Raw genomic sequence first — 22,982 nt, 5'->3', positions numbered from 1 at the left:
GTCGACCTCTTAGGCTAAGGCGCGTGCATTAGCGTTGATATTATCGATAATGTGGAATAACTGCTTTGTTTTGTCGCTGAATAAATTCGTGACACCTCGACTATCAATATCCGTGAAGGGCTGCTGGTACAGTATTTTCTTTTCGACAGTGCCATTCTCGACCAGATAGTCGATCAATGTATTGACAAAATCAATTTGGGTTGTCGATAGCTGATTCGTATCAATAAAGGCTGAAAAAGCAGCTTTGGCCGCTACGATGTCCAACCCTACAATCTGGCGGACAAACGCGCCCAGTGGTTTTTGTCCTACGGCTTCGGCAAACTGCTCGGGCGATTCGATATGGGTCTTTTCATACAGCATACGCTCCAATTCCTGTAACTCATGCTCAGTGATCGGCTGGTTGCTGCGCAGTTTACGAACCGTTAGATGATCGGCATTCTGACGAATAATCTGTTCCATACGATCCCGGTAGGCTTCACTGCTGACGTAGCCGACAAGGTGTTCGTGTACCTGCTCTTCGCCCATAAATTCGTCCGTAAAATCGGTGTACATAACCGGGCGCGACTCTTTGTCCAGGTAGCGTATGAGCCCACGCATAGCCAGACGAACAGGTTCCAGCGCCGGCGTACTGACCGACTTCCAGTAGTCTATACCGGCTACCCTGTCGATCAGCGGCATCTGCTGGGTTACCTGTGGAATACCGCCTTTCTTCTGTAGGCCACGGCTAATCTGGCGAACTTTACCAACCAGGCTGGCGACCCGCTCCGAAGTACCCACTACCCGGTTTAGCTGAGTCTGCAACAGGAGTAGATCGAACCGCCGGGCTGACTCATCCGAACGTTCATCGGTAATTAAGGGGGCGATGTGCGTTTCCAGATCGGCCAGGTCGGCGGGATCAGGACTCCCGTTTGCTAAAGCTTTCCAACGGCCTTCGTCTTTAAATTTAATCACTCGTTCCCACTGCCGTCGAACCAGAAAGCTATCTTCGTTGAGCGACTGTACCTGCCCATACAGCGTTTGAAACAGGGTTTTCCGGAGGTCCTGGGTTTCAGCATCCGACGGTTCGTTTGTGCTGTCAACCGGCAGAGCTAAAGCCAGTCGAAGCCGGGTTCTGAAAATCTGCTCGCTTAAACTGGGTGGGATTGGTGTACTGACTTCGTTGAGCTGCTGGGCAAAAAACTCGAAGTTGCCGCAGTAATCGAAAATAACGAAATGGGTTTTATCCTGACCAGGGCCAAATAGATCGGGACGAAGGCGGGTACCACGTCCGATCATCTGCCAGAATTTGGCTTTCGACAAAACGCGTTTAAAAAAGACCAGATTCACCACGTCGGGAATATCGATGCCGGTATCAAGCATATCGACCGAAACGGCAATTTGAAAATCGTGCTGTTTTGGGTCTGTAAATTCGCTGATGGCTCGGTCGGTTTCGTTGCCCAGCGAGTAGTCGATCAATTTGCAGAAATGTCCTTTATAAGCTGGAAACAACGCATTGAACCGCTCCACGATAAACACGGCATGCGCGTGGTTTTTGGCAAAAATGATGGATTTCCCCAGCCGGTCTCCACCTTCAATTTTCAGCCCATTGGTCATCAAATGCACCAACACTTTATCAACTGTATCGCGGTTAAACAGCCAGGTATTCAACTCCTCAGCATCGATTCCTTCGGGTACGTTGCCGTCGTCATCACTGAAGGTTTCTTCGTACTGCTCTTTTTCTTCGTCGGTCAGCTCATCGTAATGAATGCCCTGACGCATGAATTTAAGCGGCACCGACACGCCCCGATAGGGCACCAGATACTTGTCGTCGACGGCTTTACTGAGCGGATAATCGTAGGTAGGCTGATCGTTGGGCAGGCCGAAAAATCGGAACGTATCGCGGTCGGTTTCGTCTTTGGGCGTAGCAGTCAATCCGACCAGTAAGGCATCGAAGTAATCGAAAATAGCCCCGTACTTTTTGTAAATACTACGGTGGGCTTCATCGATGAGGATCAGGTCGAAATACCCGACCCCCAACGTGCGGCTCCCATCCTGCCATTCATGATCGATTCGGTTGAGGATAGTCTGATAGGTAGAAAACACGATCCGGGCCGCGGGAGAGATATCGTCGGTTAGCAGATTGATGCCCGTATAATCGGGCAAATAACTACCAAAGTTATCGCAGGCCTGTTTCACCAGCGTGCGCCGGTCGGCCAGGAATAGCACCCGCCGAACCCAGCCTGCCCGCATCAGTACGTCGACCAGGGCAGCGGCTGTCCGCGTCTTGCCACTGCCCGTTGCCATCACGACCAGCGCCTTCCTGAAGCCATGACCGATGTGTTCACCAACGGCGGCAATAGCCTGTTTCTGATAATAACGATCGGCTATATACGTAGACACTTTCTGCGTACCGACAGGCTGTTGGCGGGTTCGTCGGCCAATAGTCAGCTCCATCTCCGCTGCTTTATGAAAGCCCTGCACTTCACGGGGGGCATAGCGTTGGTCGTCCCAAAAACCAGTTCGGAATCCGTTAGTATAGTAGATTAACGGACGTCGACCGTAGCGCTCTTCCAGCGCGTCGGCATAGCGGACGGCCTGTTGCTGGCCCTTGTCCCAGTCGGCGGTTGCGCGTTTGGCTTCGACTACGGCTAAGGGTAAGCCATCAGCTCCCCACAGGATATAATCTGCTATGTTGCCCGGACTAATGACTTCTTCAGTAGACACGTTTTCGTCCGGTGCCCGTTTGCCGGGTTTGCTGGCAACGATCCATCCTGCTTCGCGCAGCAGCTTGTCGATGAATAGCTGACGGGTTTCGGCCTCCGTAAAGGCACCGGTGTAGGTTTGCAGGGCCGCCGTATTCTGATTGAGCTGCGCTTTTAGCCGGTCGATTTCGGCTTCCTTGGCCCGAAGTTGCTCGGCATGAATGTCGGTCAATAACGTCTGTTCGGCCAGCTTGGCTTCGAGTTCGGCCCGTTCGTCAGCGGATTGATACGTAGCCTGGGCAGGAATCAGGGTTTCGTCGAACGGACGAATTGAAATGGATTGACCGAAATAAGTACGTACCGCCAAAGCACAAATCCCATAGAGCGCTTTCAACGCCACGAGCGCTTCGTCGGTTGTCACTTTGGCATCGCTGGCATGTATGGCTTTGTTGCCGTAATCTTTGAGCAAAAAAAGCTGATCTTTCAGTACGGGCGACAGCAGCCGCTTGAACTCCCAGTTGCCAATCAGTTTGGCCAGGGTGCGCTCTTTGGGGTCGGTCGGAAACGAGGGTGTCAGCCGCGGGTCATTGGCGTACATATACATGACCAGTTCCTCAAGCCCTTTGCGACAGAGGGAAGCGCCAATAACCGGTTTGACCCGCGTAAATTGTTCGGCTGACTGAGCCGTTTCGCCGATATCAGGAAGGGTTTGAGTCAGAAAGGAAAAGTTTGAATTCATAAAGGGAATTTAGAACATAGTGTTATAAACAAATATAAGCCAAAAGGCCTATTTTATTCATTTATAATGAATGAAGATCAACTCAATGGTCCTCATGGAAACAGGCAGAAAACTCTCGGGCAAATACGGGAAAAACCCCATTGTCTTCCGCACTAAACGGGTAGATTTTTGACAATTATATTCAAACGTACATGCCTATGCCACAGCCCTTTCCTCAGCTGACCCCTAAACGCTGGTTTGGCTATATAATCAGTATCTTAGGAATTCTGGGAGTTACCTACCTGCTGCTGCATCTGCTTCTTCCTCCAGGCCGATCGAAGACCAAACTGACAACATCTGATGTAACCATCATCAGCAGCCTGATCTATGATGAAGTTGTACCGGCCAAACCGCAGTCAACAACGACGGTAAACGATAAACCCGCGGCCCCAAAAAATGTAGCAGCAGCCGCAAAGAAGCTGACAGCTACGACGCCGGTACCCAGCACGACCGCAACCGCTATTCCCGATAGCCAGAAGCCCCTTACTGATTACCAGCGTCAGCGGGTCATGGCTTATATCGCCAATACCTACAATTTGCTGGACACGGATACCCTTCAGGTGATCCGATGGATCGGCATGTTCAGACTTCCCGCGGACCTGATCCGATCGCTCAGCGACTATGTTTTTCCTGTCCGATCCTACTTCTGGCTCTACAACGGCGGGCTATATGCCGAAGTCCTGTTCTGGACCTGGTTTGGACTGATTGCCAGCCTGCTCTATAGCGTTTCTGAAGCGTTGCGAACGGGAGACAGCGTATTCGATAAAAATGAGGTCTGGGTACATATTGCTAAGTTTTTTTATGCTCCGCTATGCTCACTGGTCATTTTTCTGGGGTTAAGTCTGGCCGTTTCGGATAAGTCGGTTATTGAACGAATCGACTACAGCCCCAATCAAATTCTGGTGGCCTTCATTATGGGCTTCTTTTCAGGGCGACTGGTGCAATTTCTGCAGGGTATTAAAAACCTGATCTTCCCGGACGATAGCACCAACCTTTCAACGACATCCGGTGGCTTAATGGGAACGGCTGGATTACCTACTCTTCCCGGCAATCCAACCTCCAGAGATATCCAGACGGCTATTGAGCAGTTGGGAGCTGGCTGGCGGCTGATGTATCCTAATGTAACCGGTATCGCCCTTCAGACAAAACAGTCGCAGGGGCAGCCAACCGGACAATTGTCAGCCCTGTTTGAGGTAACACGTAAGGTGCCGGATTTAACGGTTGGTCAGATCCCCGCCCTGATTCCATTCGTAACCCCCGACGGACGGAGTGTCATGATTCCGACCGATGTGGCTGAAGTAGGAATCACCCAGTTTGCTTATAATCCGGGACCTACACTCCAGCTAAACGTACCAACGGCTCCTGGCGGCAGCATCCGGCGAGCGAACCAGACGATATGGGGGACGCTGGGTCTGCGGCTAAAAGACGCCAACTTTCAGTATGTACTGTCTTGCTATCATGTGCTGTGTGCCGACTTGCTGGCTGCTGGTCAGCGATCCTTTCATTCTGCGGCAGGACTGCCAGCAGCAGTGCCCGGCGTGGGCGGTAGTCCAGCCATCATTGGCGACGTAGTGGAAGGGGCTTTTAACAGCAGTGAGGATTTTGCCCTGGTGCGTCTAACGGACCCGGCAACCGTAGCCAGTTTTCCTACGGGTACAGACAGCGCTTTTTCAGATATCCTGAATCAGCCAGGAGAGACCTATATAGGCCGAACGGTTTTTATGATTGGCGCCCGTTCGAACCATCAGGAAGCTAGAGTCGTGGCTCCTTATCAGGAAGGCGAATACCAGGTGCCAGGCATTCCTACGCAAACCATGAAAGGGCTTATTAAAACCGAACGGCTAGCCGATGAAGGGGATTCAGGGGCCGCCGTGTTTCTGGAAGAAGATGACCAAAAGCGGGTCATTGGAATCCTGATCGGATTCAATAAGGATTACTCCTACGTACTGCCTGTTGGTAATTTTTGTTTTGCTCATCATTTAACGGTTGCTTAACTCTTTTACAGCTTATCGAAATGGCTAACTATTTGTTTTTCATGAGTGTATGGTTTTCAGCTTTGTTCTCCTTTGGGCAATCGCCAAAGCCTGTTGCTATTACGCAAGCACTCTCGTTAACTGCCTTTGAACCCGGCAAAAAAATTTCGGCGACAGTTGCTTTTCCAGCAGGAGCCTTTCAGCAACTACGCCGAGATAACGTTGCTATCGATGTGCTGCTTCAACTGGACAACGTACCGGCCAGTCTGGCCGATAAACTGAGGCTAAGCGGTACGCAACTACCCGAGAAGAAATTAAGTGGAAGTAACGGAACAAAATCGTTGATATTCAGCCAGCCGTGGACGTCGGGCACCAATCCCCTAAGTCTGACGATAACAAACGTGGATGCCCCTCGGGAAACTCAGAACGTGATTATAAGCCTGAATGAACCTGTTGATAATTCACCTGGAATTGAAAGAGCCCCAGAAGGCACGAAATCAGAAAAAAAAACGGGAAATGAGAAATTTGTGCTAGATTTTTGCAAAGAAGTACAGATGCCACTTACTGTACCGAATGGCCGAACGTGGGCTTACACACGCGCTGGCAAGAAAGTGCAATTGCAGTTAAATCACATCAATCCGCTTCGCTATAAAGTGAGTGTTGATGCTGCTACGGTCGCCTTAAATACTGATCCGGCAAAAGCACTTGCCGATGCCAAAGGTATTTTAGAAAGTTTTAAATCTGGAGCGGCAGGTACAGCAGCAGACTCAATAGTGAAGGAGTCCTCTGCAGATAAAATTAGGGTCATTTTAGCGATACGCAGTTCGTTAAATGAGATGCTGACGAAAATGCAGAAGCTCGAATGTTTGTCTGATGCGCAGCTTGACGAAATCGATTCATTGGTAAGCGCACAAAGCCAGGAATTAAAGAATCGAGGTTATGTTGATGCTACGATGCTGGCTATCGTTCTTAAACGGTTGTCGAATGAAATCAGCTCCCAACTTAAAAAAGATACGTTATCACAGGAGCAGTTTGCTAAAAAAGTGGATACGTTGCTAACCCGTAATACAGCGTTAAGTGCGACGCTCAAAAAACGTATCGATTCGCTGCTCTCCACCACGTTGCCCCCGAAAGACATTCTCAAAAAGAGAATTGATGCCCTGCTTGCACGGGATGCTGCGTTACGGACGGCGATCAAAACAGAAGTTGATAAGTTATTTGCTGACCAACATCCTCTTTCTTCGGATGAGCGGGCTGATTTGTCCGATTTAGCGGCATACGCAAAGACCGAAGGGCTTGCCAAAGAGATTTTTACGACCCTTGGGCGGCTGGGTGGCGTTCGGAAGGGTGCCGAACTGATTACCCGTTCGATTGAGGCACCCCGTAGTAATGCTGATTTACTTCGCTTTACGATGACTACGACCGACCGGCTTGACTCGACCGCCACTCCGGTGAAGCAATTTTACGACGTATCTGTCGTGGGCAGCTTTAAATTTGATTTCAGTGCTGGTTTGATCATGACGGGGTTAGCCGATGAAGTGAAAGCTACTTACGACGAATTGACTACGCAAACGTTACCAGTTGATGGAGGAGGAACTAAAGAAGTTAGTGTCATTCGTCAGCGCCCAGCCGACGAACGACACGACAGGATTACGCTAGCCCTTGCTACGCTCGGCCACCTATACTGGCGAACAGCCTGGTTTAAAGGTGGGCTCAATGCTGGTTTATCGCTTGGGGCCGGCGTTACAACGCAAGGTAGGCCTGTTTATCTGGCGGGTGGAAGCCTGATGCTGGGTCGACAGCAACGACTTGTACTCAGTGTTGGAGCGGCCGTGGGTACGCGAAAGGAACTCTCGTCGCGCTACGACAATACGGCCAACTATTACCTCACGGCTCCGGCCACTAGTTTTACATATGTAGACCACACGCGGACAAAGTGGTTTGTTGGACTGACATTCAACTTTGGCCAGAATGAAAAAGTACAGACTATTATTGGTAAAGCAGACGCAGAAAAAGATAAATAGTATCCCGTGCCTATAAAGCATCATGTTTTATAGGCACGTTATGGCTCTACCCGAAACTCTCCTGCAACAACCGCCCAAACAGGGCCTCACTGGCCGCCATCTGCTGACGCACCACCGCCTTCTGCCGCTCAATCTGCTCGATCACATTGGCAAAATGGGTTTGGAGGGGCAGCGGTGGAACGGGTATATTAACCTCTTTAATTTTAGTTAAACTTAAGAAGGTTCTAACAGTGTCTGTTATCTCCTTCTGTAATTGTTTTTGGACATGATTGCTATTAAAGCAATATTCAAAATACAGAGGATTTATAATATTTTTATCAGGAGTAACTTTGTTGAAATTTTGAGACATAATCATTTGTGGGGCGTCGTGTGGAATTCTACAAGAAAATCCTGAATTTCCTACAGCTATAACTACCAAATCATCTGGAAAAACAGCACTTCTTTCAAGAGATGCTGCTTTGCGCTCAGATACATATTTTACATCCTTAAGGATCAGATTACCTTTAGTAACGTTCATGCCTCTTAAGACAATAATTCCTTCCTTCGTATAGTGTTCCGACGTTAAACTTGAGCCGAAAGGACCGCTAGAAAGAGAATATTTTTTTTTGCTAGCAATATCTGCGACAGTCTTTTTTGGGAAGGATGAAAAATCGCCAAAGAGATCCAGAAATACGCTTTGGGCGAGTTTATCGTAGTGAGCGAGAAGCTGGCGGTCTTTCTGACGGAGCGCGTCGGCCTTGTCCAGCAGAGCTGCAATCCGTCGTTGTTCGGGGAGCGGTGGTAGGGGGATCGGATAATTTAAGATATAATTCGTTGAAACTCTTGGCAGATTGGCTCCTGCTACATTGGCAGACATATCCTCTACAAATTTGTCGGAGAGCATATAATGTAGCAAATACTGGGCATGAACAGCTTGACTTGGACGTAGCACCAAAATGTCTGTAGAACAAACACCGTTGCGCTCAGCTAAAGTCACTTTATTTAGATAAGGACGCAGTTTACCATACAGGATCTCACCAGCATAAAATTTGTTTTTTATCGCATTATTTAATTCCTCTTTCGCCAGTGCGGAAATTCTACCAGTATCTTTTTCAATATGCTCTAAGCCAACGTAGTATTGCAGCTTACCATCAGGTTTATAGCTTTCTGGTGAAACTTTCACAATCTCGCCGAGGGTAACAGTTTTGGTCATGGGTTGATGCGTCATACGTTGCGAAAATAGTCAGTTAATGAGTAAGGACAAGGGGCCGTTGTACAGGTCCACAACCGGTTTACAGGTTTGCAGGATTATTAAACCGTTCAATCATTTCTGAATCAAAAGCTTATCCGGTTTGTTATTGATTATACGGCCCTTGCCTTATTCAGCGTTATTCTGTAGCTTTAGCGGTTTTGTTTATGAACACGTCGCACCATATGATTAGTATTCCAGAGGAAACAGGACTAACCGTCGATCTGTCGGTGGCTTCTGTTGCTGCCCAGGCCGTTCATGCCGCTTTTTTAGAAGCCCGCGAAAACGATCTTCCTGTTGTTGTTGCCGAGGGCGACGAACTGGTCGAATTAGGTCCCGGCAATAGCCGGACCGTGATTAAACAGTTGCCACCTCTGCGGAAGCCTACCCGGCGGCTGCTGATCATCCAATAACACCCCGTGCCTACCCTGACCTTATTTGCCGGACCCAATGGCTCCGGTAAGAGTACTATTGTCAATTACGTCCTGAAAGGGAATCCGTATCCTTACCCAACCGGTACGTATTACCTCAACGCCGATGATCTGGAGCAGCAGCTACGGACGAAACCCTTCTGCGATTTGCGGGCCTATCGGCTTCAGTCGCTCTCCCTGACCGACTGGAATCAGTTTGTGATGGAATCCACCCTGACCGTCAAGATCTGCCAGGTAAAACAAATCAGCGTAGATGATTTGCTGGAATACGTCAAACTGGTTCGCGGTAGCATCATCATCAAAGCCGTCCTGCTGGAACCGGATTCGTACCTGGCGGCTCTCATCATCGACTTTATCCGATACGCTCTCATCCGAACCCAGCAATCGTTCGCCTTCGAAACCGTCATGTCGCATCCTGACAAGCTGGAAATTATGCGGCTGGCCCGAGACGCGGGCTTCACCGTGCGCCTGTATTATATTACCACCCGCGATCCGGATATCAACGTAGCGCGGGTTAAAAACCGCGTGGCGCTGGGTGGGCATCCAGTCGATGAAGCGAAAATCCGCAGTCGCTATTTAGGTTCACTGGATAACCTGGCTGGGGCACTCCGGCTGGCCGACGAAGCCTATCTCTTCGACAATTCTACAGACGGCCAAAACAAGACGAAGGTAGATGATATCGAAGTGACCAGTATTGAAGTGGCCCGCAAAAACGGCACCGATCTCATGGTAACCGCCGATGACGTTCCTGAATGGTACATTACCTATGTCGAGGAAAAATTTCTGACTGAATAATTTATCAGGGGGTTATGCTCGTTTGATCATGGGGCTAGGTGGGCTTGATCAATGATCCGTTTTAGGTTTATCCAACCTCTGGCTAGAGAAACGTGCTACCTGTTTGATACATCCAGGTTATCAAGCAGGTCCGTGAAATATGGTTCCGCCTGTGCGTCGATTTCAATGTTTTCCACAAAGCCAAACAAACTGAGTGCGGCAAGAAAGTCACTGCGTCGGGCTGGATCAATACGCAGCAATACATACTCATCGAGATTATGTTGATTGCTTTCGTGATCCTCACTATACGGATCTAAATAAGCCTGAACGCGCGGATTAGTGTCATTCAGCGCAATTTGCAGTATCTTATGCATTAAGAAAGTACTAATCTCGTCCATATTAATGCTTTCATAGTCAAGCTCATCAATAGTATTAGACGCTTGTACTGCAGCAAAGTTGACAAACAGCTGCTCTTGATGGCTGAGCGACTCAAAGCATCCTTCAATGACACCCTCAATAGTCATTTCATAAAATTCCCAGGAATAAAATTCTTCTCCCTGCCGCTGCGCACAAATTTCGTCCCAGCAGTTTTCTAGTGGGCCTTCATCATCACCATCTATATGTTGATTAATACTTTCCAGATCTGACTTGATTTGATTCAATAAGGTTTCTACGCATGAATCAGCATGCAAGTCCAGGTACTCATAGGAAGTATCAAGAGAATTTTGTGATGAAGAATTCATACATTCTATTAAAGTTAAAAAACCTCATTGTTCGTATTTATGCTGCCGTATGATCAGCAGGTTCAGCTAAAAGCATTCCTTCCAGTTCAGCCAGTAGGGTCTGCCGCTCCGCATCCAGTCCTTTAATCTGGCCGATGATGATTTCGGGCGTATCATATTCTTTCTGCTCATAAACCACTTCCTTATAGCGGTTGATGCTCAGGTCGTAGGCGTTGGCCCGGATGTCGTCGACGGGTACCAGAAAACTCTGATCGGTCCGTTTCCGATTTGTCTCGCCCGGTCCGTCGTTACGGTCCAGATTCCTCCAGCGGCTTACGATGTCAGGAATGTCAGTCGTGTGAATCGGTGAGGTAGCGTGCTGCTCAATGAGCAGTTCCAGGTCGGCAAACCGCTCGAAATCGGGACCGGTAGGTGTGCGTTTGTCGTCCAGGCTATACCCATCCGCCCGCATGTCGTAAAACCATACCTTATCCGTTCCACCCGTTCCGGTTTTGGTGAATACCAGCACGGCGGTGCTTACGCCGGCATAAGGCTTGAACACACCACTGGGCATGGAAATCACGGCCTGCAATCGGTGTTTCTCAACCAGTTCGCGCCGAAGCTGCTGGTGGGCTTTACTGCTGCCAAACAAGACCCCATCGGGCACGATCACAGCCGCCCGGCCACCCGTACGCAGTCCACGCAAAATAAGCGCCAGAAACAGCAGCTCGGTTTTCTTGGTCGATACAGTTCGGATGAGGTCTGGCATAACGTGGTCAGCATCCAGCGATCCTTTAAACGGTGGATTGGCCAGCACGATGGTGGCTTCATCGTCAAACCGTTCGTTATTCTTGCTGAGGGCGTCCACATCGGCTAGCCGTTCGGGTTCGATGCCATGCAGGAGCAGATTCATCGCCCCAATCCGGATCATGGTCGGGTCGAATTCCATACCCATCAATAGCCGACGGCGATAATGCTGCTGGGCAGCTGGTTTAAAAAGTGCCTGGCGGTGATGTTCGGCTACGTATTCGCCAGCTGCCACCAGAAATCCCGCCGAACCTGCCGACGGATCACATACGATATCGTCCGGGCCGGGAGCCAGCATGGCCACCATCATTTTGATGATGTGACGGGGCGTACGGAACTGCCCGTTCTGGCCAGCCGTGGCAATTTTCGACAGCAAGTACTCATACACATCGCCTTTGGTATCGCGGTCGCGCATCTGCACATTGTCGAGCAAACTAACCACCTGATCCAGCAGCCGGGCCGTCGGAATCATAAACGTAGCGCCCTTCATGTACCGCCCAAAAGCCGACCGAGCCCCAGTGCTATCGGTACCTAAATTTCGAATGAAGTCGAATACGCCATCGGGCATGGTGAAAAGCCGGAAACGAGTTTCAGGATCGGTATCTTTGAAATGACTCCAGCGCAGTTCGTACTGGTCGGGTTCATAAATTGGCTCTTCTATCGGTTCCTGCAAGTCATTGGCCTGCTGCTCCTTAGCCGTTTGAAGCTCGTCGAGCCGACGAATAAATAGCAGATACGTAATTTGTTCAATCACCGTCAGCGGGTTCGATAACCCACCCGTCCAGAAGGCATTCCAGACTTTATCAATATTGGAGCGCAGTTCGCCGGTAAGCATAGTTTATGAAAAGGATATGTTGTCAAAAATACAGTTTTTGAATGGAGTTAATCCGCAACGGCAGCAAGTTCTTCGGCTTCTCGTCCAAGAAAATAATCTTCTATAAACTGCCACCGCTGATCGTCAGCCATATCCATCTTAAAAAATCGGTCAAGCAGGGCTACCGAATTCTCGTGGCGCTGGTGAACATCTTCGACTACACTGTTTTTATAAGTCGAGGTCGCAAAGCGTTCAATCTTCAGTGGATCGTTAATCCTAATAAATATCTGTGGAAGCTCACCACCCAAAAGCTCATATGTTGCCAACTCAAACATTTCCAGCATATAAGCCAGCTTAAGTGTCTCCCGATTTTTGGCTGGATCAGCCGCGATATAGTGCTGCAAATTCATGGCTGTATCGGGCAGCCCACCAAATAAGGTCTGGAATTTCTGACGGGTGGCATTTTTTACTCGTGTTAATCCATTGTCAATAATCCGGAATTCATCATGGCCTGTCGTCTGATTTCTGCGCGCCTGAATGAAATTCGTTCCGGTCACAATTGTATTGCCATTGCGTCCGAAATCGGTTCGTTCACTATACAATGTTGTTAACAAGTTCGCTGCTTTCTGAGCGATTGTCTCATCCGCAAACTCGGCATTCAACTTTGCTTCCAGTGTATCCTTGCTGAAAAAACCGGAGAGGCTATATAGCACGCGTTCTAACTGGTTAATCCGATTGGTTAACACATCGAACGTTTCCTTCCAGCCTGCTTCTAGCGTCAGGTTGTACTGCAGCCTGGGACGAACCGACGTAAAGCCAAATTTAGGGAACAGCGTACCGGCAAAGAACTCCTGCTTAATCATCGGAAAGCTTTCATTAGGCAGGTGATCTTCCCAAAGCCTATCCAATTCAATCCGATAACAGACGCCCTCGTCGGCTCTGGGAATAATATATCCACCGACTGAACCCGCAAGTGGAATGACCCCGGGTAGATTTCCCTGTTGTCGATCGATCCGTTGAACAAACTGTCCAAAACGAGTTTCAAAAGCCTCAGCCTCCTCGCCAGCTACTTTAGCGTAGACCGTTGAGAAGAGAGCTTTGGGACGGACAATGAGCACGTTATAGCCGAAGCGGGCCAGGAAATCCTTTTCCAGAACGAGCAGCGCACTTTTTACTTTTTGCTCCGGGTCATCTTCATTCGGAAAAATGTAGTTGAAATCATCGACCGATACCAGAAAATTCCGTTTATTTTTGAGCCGGTACACATTCCATAATTTCTTAAGCACTAAGCCAACCTGGTACTGTTTGAGGGACGACAGGCCAAATAAGTTTTTTATGAATTTCAGATCACGCTCATTAAAATCCATGCTCGCAACGCCTTCCAGATCTTTCTGTCGTGCCAGCCGACCAATCTCCTGAACATAATCAGCGAGATTGCCAGAAGGGGCGTGGTGATACACCTCAACGATATCAGCAATATCTACGCCCATACCAAAGGCTTTTGTCGCCAGGACAACCTTTATTACGCCGGTTTTAAAGCCCTGCACCGTCCGTTCCCGTTCGTTTTGTGCTACACTACTGTAATAGGCCGCAACCTGAGTGCGGGTGGCTGGATTCAACTTGGCCAGTACATCTTTTATCTGACGGACCCATGGAAAATAAACAATCGCTTTTGTCGAACTAGCGACCATTGCTTCAATATGCCGGGCAGTTTGATCCAGCTTAATCAACTCATGATTTCCAGAGGTTATAGGCAGCCGATCGATGCTAAACGTAATTTCAGGACGTTTGACATTACCAATGTATTTCGTCGGATTCTGCATGTTTAGGCTCGAAATCGTCTGGTAAACCAGATCATTCGGTCCATCGTGAACAGCTGTTGCAGTCAGTGCCATTACTGGAAAGCGGTAGTCATAATACTTGCGAATTTTTCGGATGTAGTTCCCCATGAACCAATAGTCAACCCGGAAATCACGACCCCAGGTAGTAACTAAGTGAGCTTCATCAACAACGAATAAGCCCAGCTGACGCCCACCGATAAAGGTGCGGATATCATAAGAGAGTAAAAGTTCGGGTGATAAATACAGCACGGAAATTTCTTTCTGGGCGATTTTATCAATAATCTCCTGACGCTCGATAAGCGTTATATCCGAATTAATGTAGGCCGCCTGATGATAATCCCGGTCACGGCTGAGCGCTTCGACCTGGTCGTACATAAGTGCTTTCAATGGTGCTACGACAATGGTCATCAATTCATACCGTTCAGCGAGGTACATAGCGGGTACCTGAAACAGGACTGATTTTCCTGCGCCGGTCGGAGAAGTTAGGAATATGTCCTCGTAGACGCGTTTGGCCTGGGCAGCCTCCGATTGGCGAACAACCTGCTCAACAACGGCACCTTGAGAAACTTCAACAAGCTCGTTACTAATAGCAGGATCAGCGTAAATTTTTAGCGTACGAAATGAAGGCTTCGGATCCGATTCGGTACGCCAGTGCTTTTGTAGCGTGGTCAACAGCTCAGGCCGAAAATAAGTGTCCCGCTCGGCCTTACGAACGTAGAACTGATACGAGACGTCAGCCTGCATTAATATGAAATTCAGAATAGCCAGCTCACGCTTCTCACCCGAAGTTCGAATACTGCTTTCATCAACGAGCACCTGAACCGGCTGTTCCAGCGACTCACCAACAAATAACTGCCATTTGAAATCTTGGTAGATATTGTCTGATGAGTTGAACTGAATTGTTTTAGCAGGTGTGGCCTCCTGTGAAACCGGTAATACGTTGGGCAGCGCATCGATCCCGGCGAAAAACGATCGACGCGTTACATTCGATGAAGTCGTCGCTTCATTTTCCAGGTACTTTACGTATTCTTTGTTGTTTAGCCGGACACAATCTGCATAAAATGACGAAAATACGTCGTCGTCTTCAAACCGCCGGTTCTGCTCAATATGCCATTCAATATCCACAAAGCTATGCGTCGACTGGTTTGGTACCTGACGATAGAATGGGTTATCGAAAACAACGAACTGACAGCCCAAGCGATTCAGGTTGCGGACCTCCTGTGAAAGCTTAAGAAATTCCTCATAGAGCATAATCCGGTTGATAGTCGCCGGTTTCCGTAAAATGCCTGCATAGTCCAGAATGGCCTGGTCAATATAGTCCAGATCTATCTGACCAGCGTCAGTAATGGACTGTTCGTCCACCATGGAGAACGTAGCGGCAACTGCCTGAATGAACGATACAGGTAAGCCTTTATAAACGAAGACTTGATTCTGGGCCGGATAATTAGCGTTAAGTTGGGCGAGGTGCCAGGAAAGTAGGTTTGCGAACATGAAAAGACGTTTAAGAGTGAATAAATTTATTTAATGCGATTCCTGAGTATACGATTCAGTTAATTGACATTTTGTAACGGTAGAATCGGAAAGAGAATGGAATGATTATGCTTCTAATTCACCACAACAATTTCGTCATCAGCAGTAAATTCCAGTTCGGGCAGCGATAGGATTACTCCTTCAGCTATGCCACCAATGGCGCCTACCATACAAGTTGTACTATCTATGACGGCTTCGATCTGCTTTTCCCGTCGGCTCCAGATCTGTTTCATTGCACGCTTTTCCTGTTCCAGACCTGTCTGAAGCATCTGAAAGGCTCGTACGATAGACCGAACGCACTGCTGGAATTCGTTACCCGTCAGGTAGTCGTAAAGTCGCTGAACTTTGTCGCCTTTGTTTTCGCTGGCCGTCCGTACCTCCGATACCTTCAACACGCCCATGCGCAGCACCGTAGCCAGCGCCCGAACATCCGCGAAGGTGCACACCCAAACACCGTCAATCTGAGCGAAGTGAGGCAGATCAGCAGGCATGGCTTCAGTGACCAATACGGCTATATCTCCATTATGTCGTTGCATATCAGCTTTTAGCTTATCAATCCAGTTTCCGCCAAAGGCTTTCGTACGTTTACTTTCGTAAATAATTCGTCCACACAGCCGACCAAATTCATTTCGGACATCATGGATCAGGTCAGCCCCATTGACCCCCTTCGCAACATCCGTGATCAGATCGAAGGGAAATGTGTTCACCAGAAGCTTTTCCAGCGCAACTTCCTGTACCTCGCCCTGAGTTTGCTGCGAGCCCTGTTTGATCTTCCGTTCCATTGCATGAAGCTGGTCCGTCAATGACCGAATTAAGCCCTGCTGCTCTTCCTCCTTGAGATGATTTTCATCCCGCGCTTTTTGAACAGCCCTGGCTTCGATCTTAGATCGTTCCACTCGCAGCTGTTTTTCAACTTCGAGCTTCAAGGAAGCCTGTTTCTCTTCCAATTCCCGCTGTTGACGCAGCAGGTTCAACTCTTGTTGCTGAAGTGTTTTTACTGTCTCTGATTTGTCTCGTAATTCAGCCTGTAAGGTTTGTACCGTTGCTTGCTGCTCAGCTTGTGCTTTTCTTAAAGCGTGGGCCTGCAACGTTTTGAGCTGCGCGGCCACAGCCTGCTCTATTGCTGCCTGTTGGTCTCTTTCTTTGGCTTGGATAGCTAGCTTCTGTTGACGAAGCTCTTCCTGTTGCCGATTAAGGTTCGCCAACTGGCCGGCATAATGCTGGTTATACTTGTGGGCCAGTTGTTGTTCTACCTGATGGACAAAAGAGGCTTCCAGATCGATAGGTTGTTGGCAATGAGGACAGGAAAGTGCGTGGTTCATGAAAGCTCACAATGGTTAATGGTGGAGACTATACTGCTTTTACATATATAGTAGATCATTCGAAAAGGTGAATGACACTATATAATGATGTTGCAAAGCAAGAAAAAGATACTGCAATCTATTTACAGTGAAGCGTATTATTCTCGTTTCATGCCGAATACCGAAGCGATCAGAATATCAAGCAAGGCTTGAGCAAAGTGATTATAGATACACCAATACGCTTGGGCAGCATCATTCTAAAGTGTGACCATTATTAACCGAGCAGAGGCAATACTGATCCTCCTGCTAGGATCGTGCCGATATTGGGGGCCATCAAGACCAGGTAAATTGAAACGTGTAATGTATTGATTGGATGGGAATATGGCCAATGCAGAAAGTCGGTCAACAAAACTGGTTTGTGGTTTACGTTAAAGAAACGGTACACCTTCCAATGGCGAATAAACCAGTATTTTTAAAAAGCTGCGGCTACCAACTTCAATAAGATCGGTGTCTAAGGAGGCAGAAGTCAACTGACTTCTGCCTCCCAAAATCCTTTCCTGAATACTTTACTGGAGATACCAGTTTGTTCCCTGCCCAGTCAAGCCGGCCCGTACCTGCTCGACAAACGCCAACGCGTTAACTGACCGGTCTAAAAACGTATCGATGTAGCTCGACTTGTTAACGCCCGTAAAGAGATTATAAAGCCGCCATAAGTTGATGCTGCCATCATCCTGACGACAGAAACTATCATCCCGGTAGTAGTCCTTGCAGATTGATCCCAGCTGGGTATCTCCAAACAGTAATGGCGGAATATACCGCTTTGCCGAAGTGGGTAAGTGTTGGTACATCCGACAGCGACCCAACAGCAAAGCAAACTGCTGCTCAGATAGTGTATAGTCGGGCAGGGATCGGATACGGCGCAGCAAATTGTCCTGATCGTAAGCCTGGAGCACCTTGTAGATTGCCATCTGTAGCTGATCTAGGCTCTTCACCCTCAGATCACTCAGGTAGCCGTCCGTCCAGACACACATATTAGTGCAGACCTTATTCTGGAACCCGATGAATACCTTGAAGTGCTCATCCGCCCCCTTCTTCTGATACAGGTTATCCAGGTTATAGGCCTTAACTCCTCCTACTGTAAGCGATAATGTATTGTCCCCTATAGTGTCCTGAATGGAAGCGATTTCGACGGCAAAGATGAGCCGTTCATAGTAGAGCGTCTTTTCCCACTCCTGAAGTTGGCTAGCCGGTTTATCTTTGGCCTCCGGGATACGTCCTTTGATGGGGTGGGACACGCGAATCTGGGGTAGAAGAATGCGTTCCCCCCGAAAGACATCACTCATGGCATCCAGAGTAGCTCCAATAAAGTCGCCGTGACTAATCAGAGGTTCGTTATCCTTGACAAAGACCGGGATCAGATGCTGATGACGGACTTCATCTAACGCAGCGGTTAGGGTATTGGCCTCGATAAAGGCCCGGCTGCTTGATGGCTGTTTTACAACTGGTGTAAAAGGTACGGGTAATCGATCGATTCGAACAGGAATGTGTTCCATAATCATTTGGGTTAGTCTACAAGTTGCCTTGTAGCAGTTGTAATAGTTTGAAATGCTGAACCCAAACGGACTGTGTCCTTCCCAGCGAGGAACGAGCCTATGAAGATTTGATAGGGTTATTTTACTCTTTAATCCGCTGGGGTTAACTCGATACCAGTTAACTCTAAGAAGTTTAAACCTACTTGTAGGGGGTGAAGGGGTAGCAACGAATGCCCGGGGGTAGATATGGGGGTAGGTACTGAGTCGCGCCTACCCAGACAGAATGCCAAGTAGAAAAATTTTTTTATAATTTTTTTACAATTTCCTGGGAACGTCTGTCCGTTGGCAACGATACTCTTTACCAAATTTATGAATTCATAGCTATTGTATTGGAAAGACAAAGGGACGCGTCATAATTGATAGGTACTATCTTAAGGCAAAAAGCCGATTTACAGAGTAGATTTGCACACGCGTGCATACAATATAATTTACGCCGTAACCCATAGCATATATAAAAATTGCCTTTTATCGACCTTGTTCAGGAATGCTCAACAGCGTAGTTGGCTTACCTGGGCGGTAAAATGTGCCTATGGGTATAGAGAACTGGTGGCACGTTGCCAGGTGGATGGTCTTAGCTATAATGTATCTCGTACTTCTCTTGAGCAGATCACAACATAATCAATTAGCGTCTGCAGCATTTATAGCGATTATTCGGACTATAAGGATCGGCTTAGTGATTATTGAATTACTCACTCTGTCGTGTCCATTCTGAATAGACTTTCAATTAGCTACTAGTGAGAAGCCCGCTCCATCTGGAGGCTTAGATCGACGACCTCTTCTACCCGGAAAAGCATTCCTGTCCAGATTGAGGTTTGTGTGCTCATAAAAACGGATGGTTCCCTTCGCTACGCGGAATATCCTCATGCCACCCACGATATTTGGAAGACAGTAGTTAAAACAGCCGGTTCATTAGACTGGCTCTTTACAAAAAGGGACTTGCTAAATCTTTCCCGTGCGCTTTAACGAAACAGTGAACGCGCCATATATGCCGACTATTGGGCTCGCTAAGGCAAAATGTATCCTCATAACGCAGCCAGTCACATTAGCTTATTAACATGTGAGACCGAAATGGTTTACCTACTAAATCTGCAAAAATACAGCACCGATGTAGTACGAGCTGGCTATGGATATGCCGCACACAAAGGTGCTGTATATGACTATGTTTTAGATTCTAAACATCCTGCGAATTACTTGGCGAATTGGTTTAAAACGACCTATCAACTCATACCATTGTTCTCCTAGCAAATACTGTTCAAGTCTTTCCAAATATTCTCGCAGTATCAGAGAGGCATCTGGTGGCCCAAACTTCAGAAATAGGCTTACATGTTCAATAAGAACATCAGGTAATGCTTTATTTCTTAAGTACATCCGTAGAATCGTATCAAAGTACTTCAGATCGTCATCGGCTCTAAACGTTCCTTTCAGGAAGACTATTGTCGCTTTTTTTGGTTCTTCATAAAAGAACGCATAAACCCGAGGCATATCGACTGTTGTTCCAGCAAGTAGGACGTTGAGAAATACGTCTTCTTTCAGCATGTTGATATTGCAGTTAAGGGTTAATGTATCGATCCAGATGACGTGACCTCAAGTATATCGTTGGGCTGAACTTGGTTGCCGTTATCCCCTTTCGCCAGATCAACATCAGTTGGATGGGCAGGTCGTAGAAGGAAGTCCGATACATCCATTCCTGCCGCTCGTTCATCCTCCGAAGCATTGTCTTCTAAATAGCGTGAAATCCGGGCTTGGCAATTCAAATATTTTTGAAAGTCATTCGCCTTACGACTCCATTTTTTGAAAGTGCTGCCATCTTTGGATAAACTTGGGTACAGAACTGCATTCCGCTTGGCTAGGGCTTGCCAATAGTCCAGACCGATCAAATTTGTATCATCAGCAGCCAGCCAAATACATTCAGGATAGAAGGCGGTGGCTATGAGCGCGCTCACTTCTTTATCAACGATGCCTACGGTAGCCCTGGGTCTGATGCTCAATTGATGTTCACCAAATAGACAAGGCTTGAGTATGTAATTAGACAATTTTAGAGCTTGGTGTGCTAATACTGGCCGGTATGCTGGTTCCTGATTAAGTTTACCAGTTGCGGCATCCAGCAAAACAATCTTACCTGACCGTATTTCGCCCCGGGCATTGATCTGCCAAAAAACACTCCCCCCTGACCAGCCGAGAGTTGTGCCTATTTGGTACTGGCTCATTAATTGAAAAGCCGTTGTCTCCCCAAAGTGCTGCTTCAAAAAAAGAAAAAGATTGTTTTTGTCGTAGTTGTTTAACGACCGTTCCAGGTGTTCAGATTTAATTAGACTGGCCGGCTGGTCCCAAAAACGCGGTTTCATATAGGAGTCCTGTAGGGGCTCGGTAATCATGGGTTGCATAAAGTTTAAAAGAATTGACAGTGACGCCACCATAAGTTTTACTGTGGCCATTGTTTCGATAAACACATCTGACAAAGTCATTTCCTGACCAGCCTGCACAGGCTGACAGGGTAGCTCTGTTGAATGGTGTTCGTGATGACGGCAGAACGATAAGAATAGCCGTGAGATGGGCTCTGTTGTTTCAGTGTTTCTCTTGTTTCTAGCAGAAACAAGTGTAACACTGAAACAACCATCAGGTAATTGCTGATACTTTAAGCAGTCGATTGACTGTCGCGGGGGATACGCCCATGATCTCAGCAGTTTCGCGTTGCGTCTTTCCCAGAGAATTAAGTTCTTTGGCTTGTGCGATTAGTTCTGCCTTATTATTCTCCTTTGCAATCTTTAGGTGTTCTTGCTCGGTGCTGTAACCAATGGCTTTCAGTTGTAGCAAGTTACCGTCCTTACAGATCTGGCAAACGACCACATTTTCAGCATCGTATTCATAAGCAGTACTGCGCACCTTAATTTGTTTGAGGTACTTAATATGGCTTCCCTGAGTGCTGGCACCGATGGCGAAGCTGCTATCACAAAACTGCATCAGTCTGGAACTCCCCTGAAGATCGCTCTGCGTAATGGGTCTGGAACCGTCCCGCTTAGGGGTATGTGCCAGAATCAGAACCGATAAGTTATGTCTGGTCTTCATCTCCTTCAGCCGCTTCATCAGGGGAGCTGCATTCTTAGCGGTCTCTGTGTCGCTTGACAGATAAGTCAGGTTATCAATGATCAACACCTTAGCACCCGTACGCATAATGACCTCTTCAATAGAATCGACCAAATAATCTTCGAAACAGGCGAATTTAGCAGGCGTTTCCACATCAGGATTTAATTCGTACCGACTGAAGTTATCGCTCCATTGGTAAGGCTCACCTCCCTCTTTGCAGTATCGGATAAGAAACTGCCGGGTTGACATCTCGAAGTCGAAGTAAATGACCAACTGAGCGAGGGACTCCAGCACGAACTCCGGCAGAGGTATGCCTGAACTGATACTTTGTGCAATTTGCACAGCCAGAATGGATTTACCCTGGTTGGAGCTGGCAAATAGAATACAGATTTCACCTTCAATCCAAAGGGACCCAAAGAGTTTTTTTAGATCAGGTAGACTCTTTGCTCTCGCCATCCAATCGTTACTTGTCTGTCCAATAAACGCTCCGATATACTCTGGTTGCTGTTTTATAGTTACATCCTGTCGTTGAAATTCATTAACGAGTCCTTTGAGCGTAATTTTACTTTGCTGTAAACCATCTTTTCCTAGACCCAATTGACCGGATACTTCATGTGTCATTGCTTACCCCTCCCTTTCTTAGTAGCTACATATCGATCTGCTATAGCATTGATCTCGCTGTGAGACATACAAGCCTGCCCGTTTAAATATTGATCTATTTCTGACTGACGAAAAGCCAATCGACGACCCAGGCGTTTGAAAGGTATTTCACGACGCTGCACCTTACCATACAGTGTCGTTACAGCGGGCTTACCAGGTAGATACTCACTCAGTTCTTCAATTGTCATCCATTTATCTATTTCCGATTTGGATAGGGTAGACAATGGCAGAGACTTCAACGCGTTAATACAAGCATCATACACCAATGCTTTTAACTGGTCACGTGGCACTAAAATGATTTCGTTTTCCATGTTCAATATTTTTATGAAACATGGAGCAAAGATGTGTAACTCAGTATTGCGTATAGTGCAAAAATGCACTATACGCACTTAGTACACCTAATGCACTATTAGAGTGAAGGGATAGCCAGAAGCTGGTCATGGGCAACCACTGACCCATTACCAGTGGGCAGCAATTTCGCTTTTTTCAATGACACCGTCCATCCAGATTGAACGCAAGGGTAAGCACGATTATGCCAGCTCATAGACGCGATTTTATGGTTACTCCGTATTAGCTATCAATGGCGCAACCTGCCGCCTAGATGGCCGCATTGGTAAGCAGTCTACTATTACTTTGACCAGTAGAAAAGTCGACCTCTTCCAGCACATCAATGCCGACTTTAATTAACTGGACAGCCAACAAGTGAGACGTATGCCGTTACCATCGCTGCTATGTATTGATA

General features: G+C 47.6%; 15 protein-coding genes. 4 read left to right on the top strand and 11 right to left on the bottom strand.

Annotation, left to right across the window (positions count from 1 at the left end; all coding sequences use genetic code 11):
* Window positions 1-9: 9 nt before the first annotated feature.
* Window positions 10-3,420 carry a DEAD/DEAH box helicase family protein gene (locus ACYVC2_RS07170; protein WP_461101623.1) on the bottom strand — a complete coding sequence of 1,137 codons (3,411 nt, stop codon included), beginning with the start codon at window positions 3,418-3,420 and terminating at the stop codon, window positions 10-12.
* Between the two features lie 197 nt (window positions 3,421-3,617).
* Here ACYVC2_RS07170 and ACYVC2_RS07165 point away from each other — a divergent pair, with 197 nt between their 5' ends.
* Both ACYVC2_RS07165 and ACYVC2_RS07160 read left to right on the top strand, forming a co-directional pair.
* On the top strand, window positions 3,618-5,453 hold the full coding sequence (locus ACYVC2_RS07165; RefSeq protein WP_461101622.1) for a trypsin-like serine peptidase: 1,836 nt from the start codon (window positions 3,618-3,620) through the stop codon (window positions 5,451-5,453).
* 20 nt (window positions 5,454-5,473) lie between these two features.
* The gene (locus tag ACYVC2_RS07160) at window positions 5,474-7,456 is read left to right on the top strand and encodes a hypothetical protein (protein WP_461101621.1); all 1,983 of its coding nucleotides are present in this window, start codon (window positions 5,474-5,476) and stop codon (window positions 7,454-7,456) included.
* A gap of 46 nt (window positions 7,457-7,502) precedes the next feature.
* Here ACYVC2_RS07160 and ACYVC2_RS07155 read toward each other — a convergent pair whose 3' ends face one another.
* Entirely contained in the window at window positions 7,503-8,648 is a 1,146-nt protein-coding gene (locus tag ACYVC2_RS07155; protein ID WP_461101620.1) for a restriction endonuclease subunit S, read from the bottom strand.
* 221 nt (window positions 8,649-8,869) lie between these two features.
* On the opposite strand from ACYVC2_RS07155, the gene ACYVC2_RS07150 reads away from it, so the two are divergent.
* Window positions 8,870-9,097, top strand: coding sequence for a hypothetical protein (locus tag ACYVC2_RS07150; RefSeq protein ID WP_461101619.1), 228 nt, complete (start codon window positions 8,870-8,872; stop codon window positions 9,095-9,097).
* A 6-nt stretch (window positions 9,098-9,103) separates the two neighbouring features.
* Window positions 9,104-9,910 carry a hypothetical protein gene (locus ACYVC2_RS07145; protein WP_461101618.1) on the top strand — a complete coding sequence of 269 codons (807 nt, stop codon included), beginning with the start codon at window positions 9,104-9,106 and terminating at the stop codon, window positions 9,908-9,910.
* A gap of 95 nt (window positions 9,911-10,005) precedes the next feature.
* On the opposite strand, the gene ACYVC2_RS07140 is transcribed toward ACYVC2_RS07145, so the two are convergent.
* The 9 genes from ACYVC2_RS07140 to ACYVC2_RS07100 form a co-directional block, all read right to left on the bottom strand.
* On the bottom strand, window positions 10,006-10,632 hold the full coding sequence (locus ACYVC2_RS07140; RefSeq protein ID WP_461101617.1) for a hypothetical protein: 627 nt from the start codon (window positions 10,630-10,632) through the stop codon (window positions 10,006-10,008).
* Window positions 10,633-10,669: 37 nt separating this feature from the next.
* The gene (locus tag ACYVC2_RS07135) at window positions 10,670-12,253 is read right to left on the bottom strand and encodes a type I restriction-modification system subunit M (RefSeq protein ID WP_461101616.1); all 1,584 of its coding nucleotides are present in this window, start codon (window positions 12,251-12,253) and stop codon (window positions 10,670-10,672) included.
* A gap of 47 nt (window positions 12,254-12,300) precedes the next feature.
* Window positions 12,301-15,438 carry a helicase-related protein gene (locus ACYVC2_RS07130; RefSeq protein ID WP_461101615.1) on the bottom strand — a complete coding sequence of 1,046 codons (3,138 nt, stop codon included), beginning with the start codon at window positions 15,436-15,438 and terminating at the stop codon, window positions 12,301-12,303.
* A 239-nt stretch (window positions 15,439-15,677) separates the two neighbouring features.
* Window positions 15,678-16,925, bottom strand: a complete 1,248-nt coding sequence (locus tag ACYVC2_RS07125) for a DUF2130 domain-containing protein (protein ID WP_461101614.1) — start codon at window positions 16,923-16,925, stop codon at window positions 15,678-15,680.
* A gap of 545 nt (window positions 16,926-17,470) precedes the next feature.
* Window positions 17,471-18,457 carry a DUF3871 family protein gene (locus ACYVC2_RS07120; RefSeq protein WP_461101613.1) on the bottom strand — a complete coding sequence of 329 codons (987 nt, stop codon included), beginning with the start codon at window positions 18,455-18,457 and terminating at the stop codon, window positions 17,471-17,473.
* Between the two features lie 1,203 nt (window positions 18,458-19,660).
* The gene (locus ACYVC2_RS07115; RefSeq protein WP_461101612.1) at window positions 19,661-20,032 is read right to left on the bottom strand and encodes a hypothetical protein; all 372 of its coding nucleotides are present in this window, start codon (window positions 20,030-20,032) and stop codon (window positions 19,661-19,663) included.
* A gap of 20 nt (window positions 20,033-20,052) precedes the next feature.
* A complete protein-coding gene (locus ACYVC2_RS07110) occupies window positions 20,053-20,979 on the bottom strand; it encodes a DUF6371 domain-containing protein (protein ID WP_461101611.1) in 927 nt (308 codons plus the stop codon).
* Window positions 20,980-21,112: 133 nt separating this feature from the next.
* A complete protein-coding gene (locus tag ACYVC2_RS07105; protein WP_461101610.1) occupies window positions 21,113-22,201 on the bottom strand; it encodes an AAA family ATPase in 1,089 nt (362 codons plus the stop codon).
* Window positions 22,198-22,551, bottom strand: a complete 354-nt coding sequence (locus ACYVC2_RS07100; RefSeq protein WP_461101609.1) for a helix-turn-helix domain-containing protein — start codon at window positions 22,549-22,551, stop codon at window positions 22,198-22,200. Before ACYVC2_RS07100 ends, ACYVC2_RS07105 begins: the two co-directional genes overlap by 4 nt.
* Window positions 22,552-22,982: the final 431 nt, after the last annotated feature.

This window comes from Spirosoma koreense (assembly GCF_054777875.1).
The sequence above is the reverse complement of the archived record's forward strand: the minus strand, read 5'-3'. Positions and strand labels throughout refer to the sequence as shown.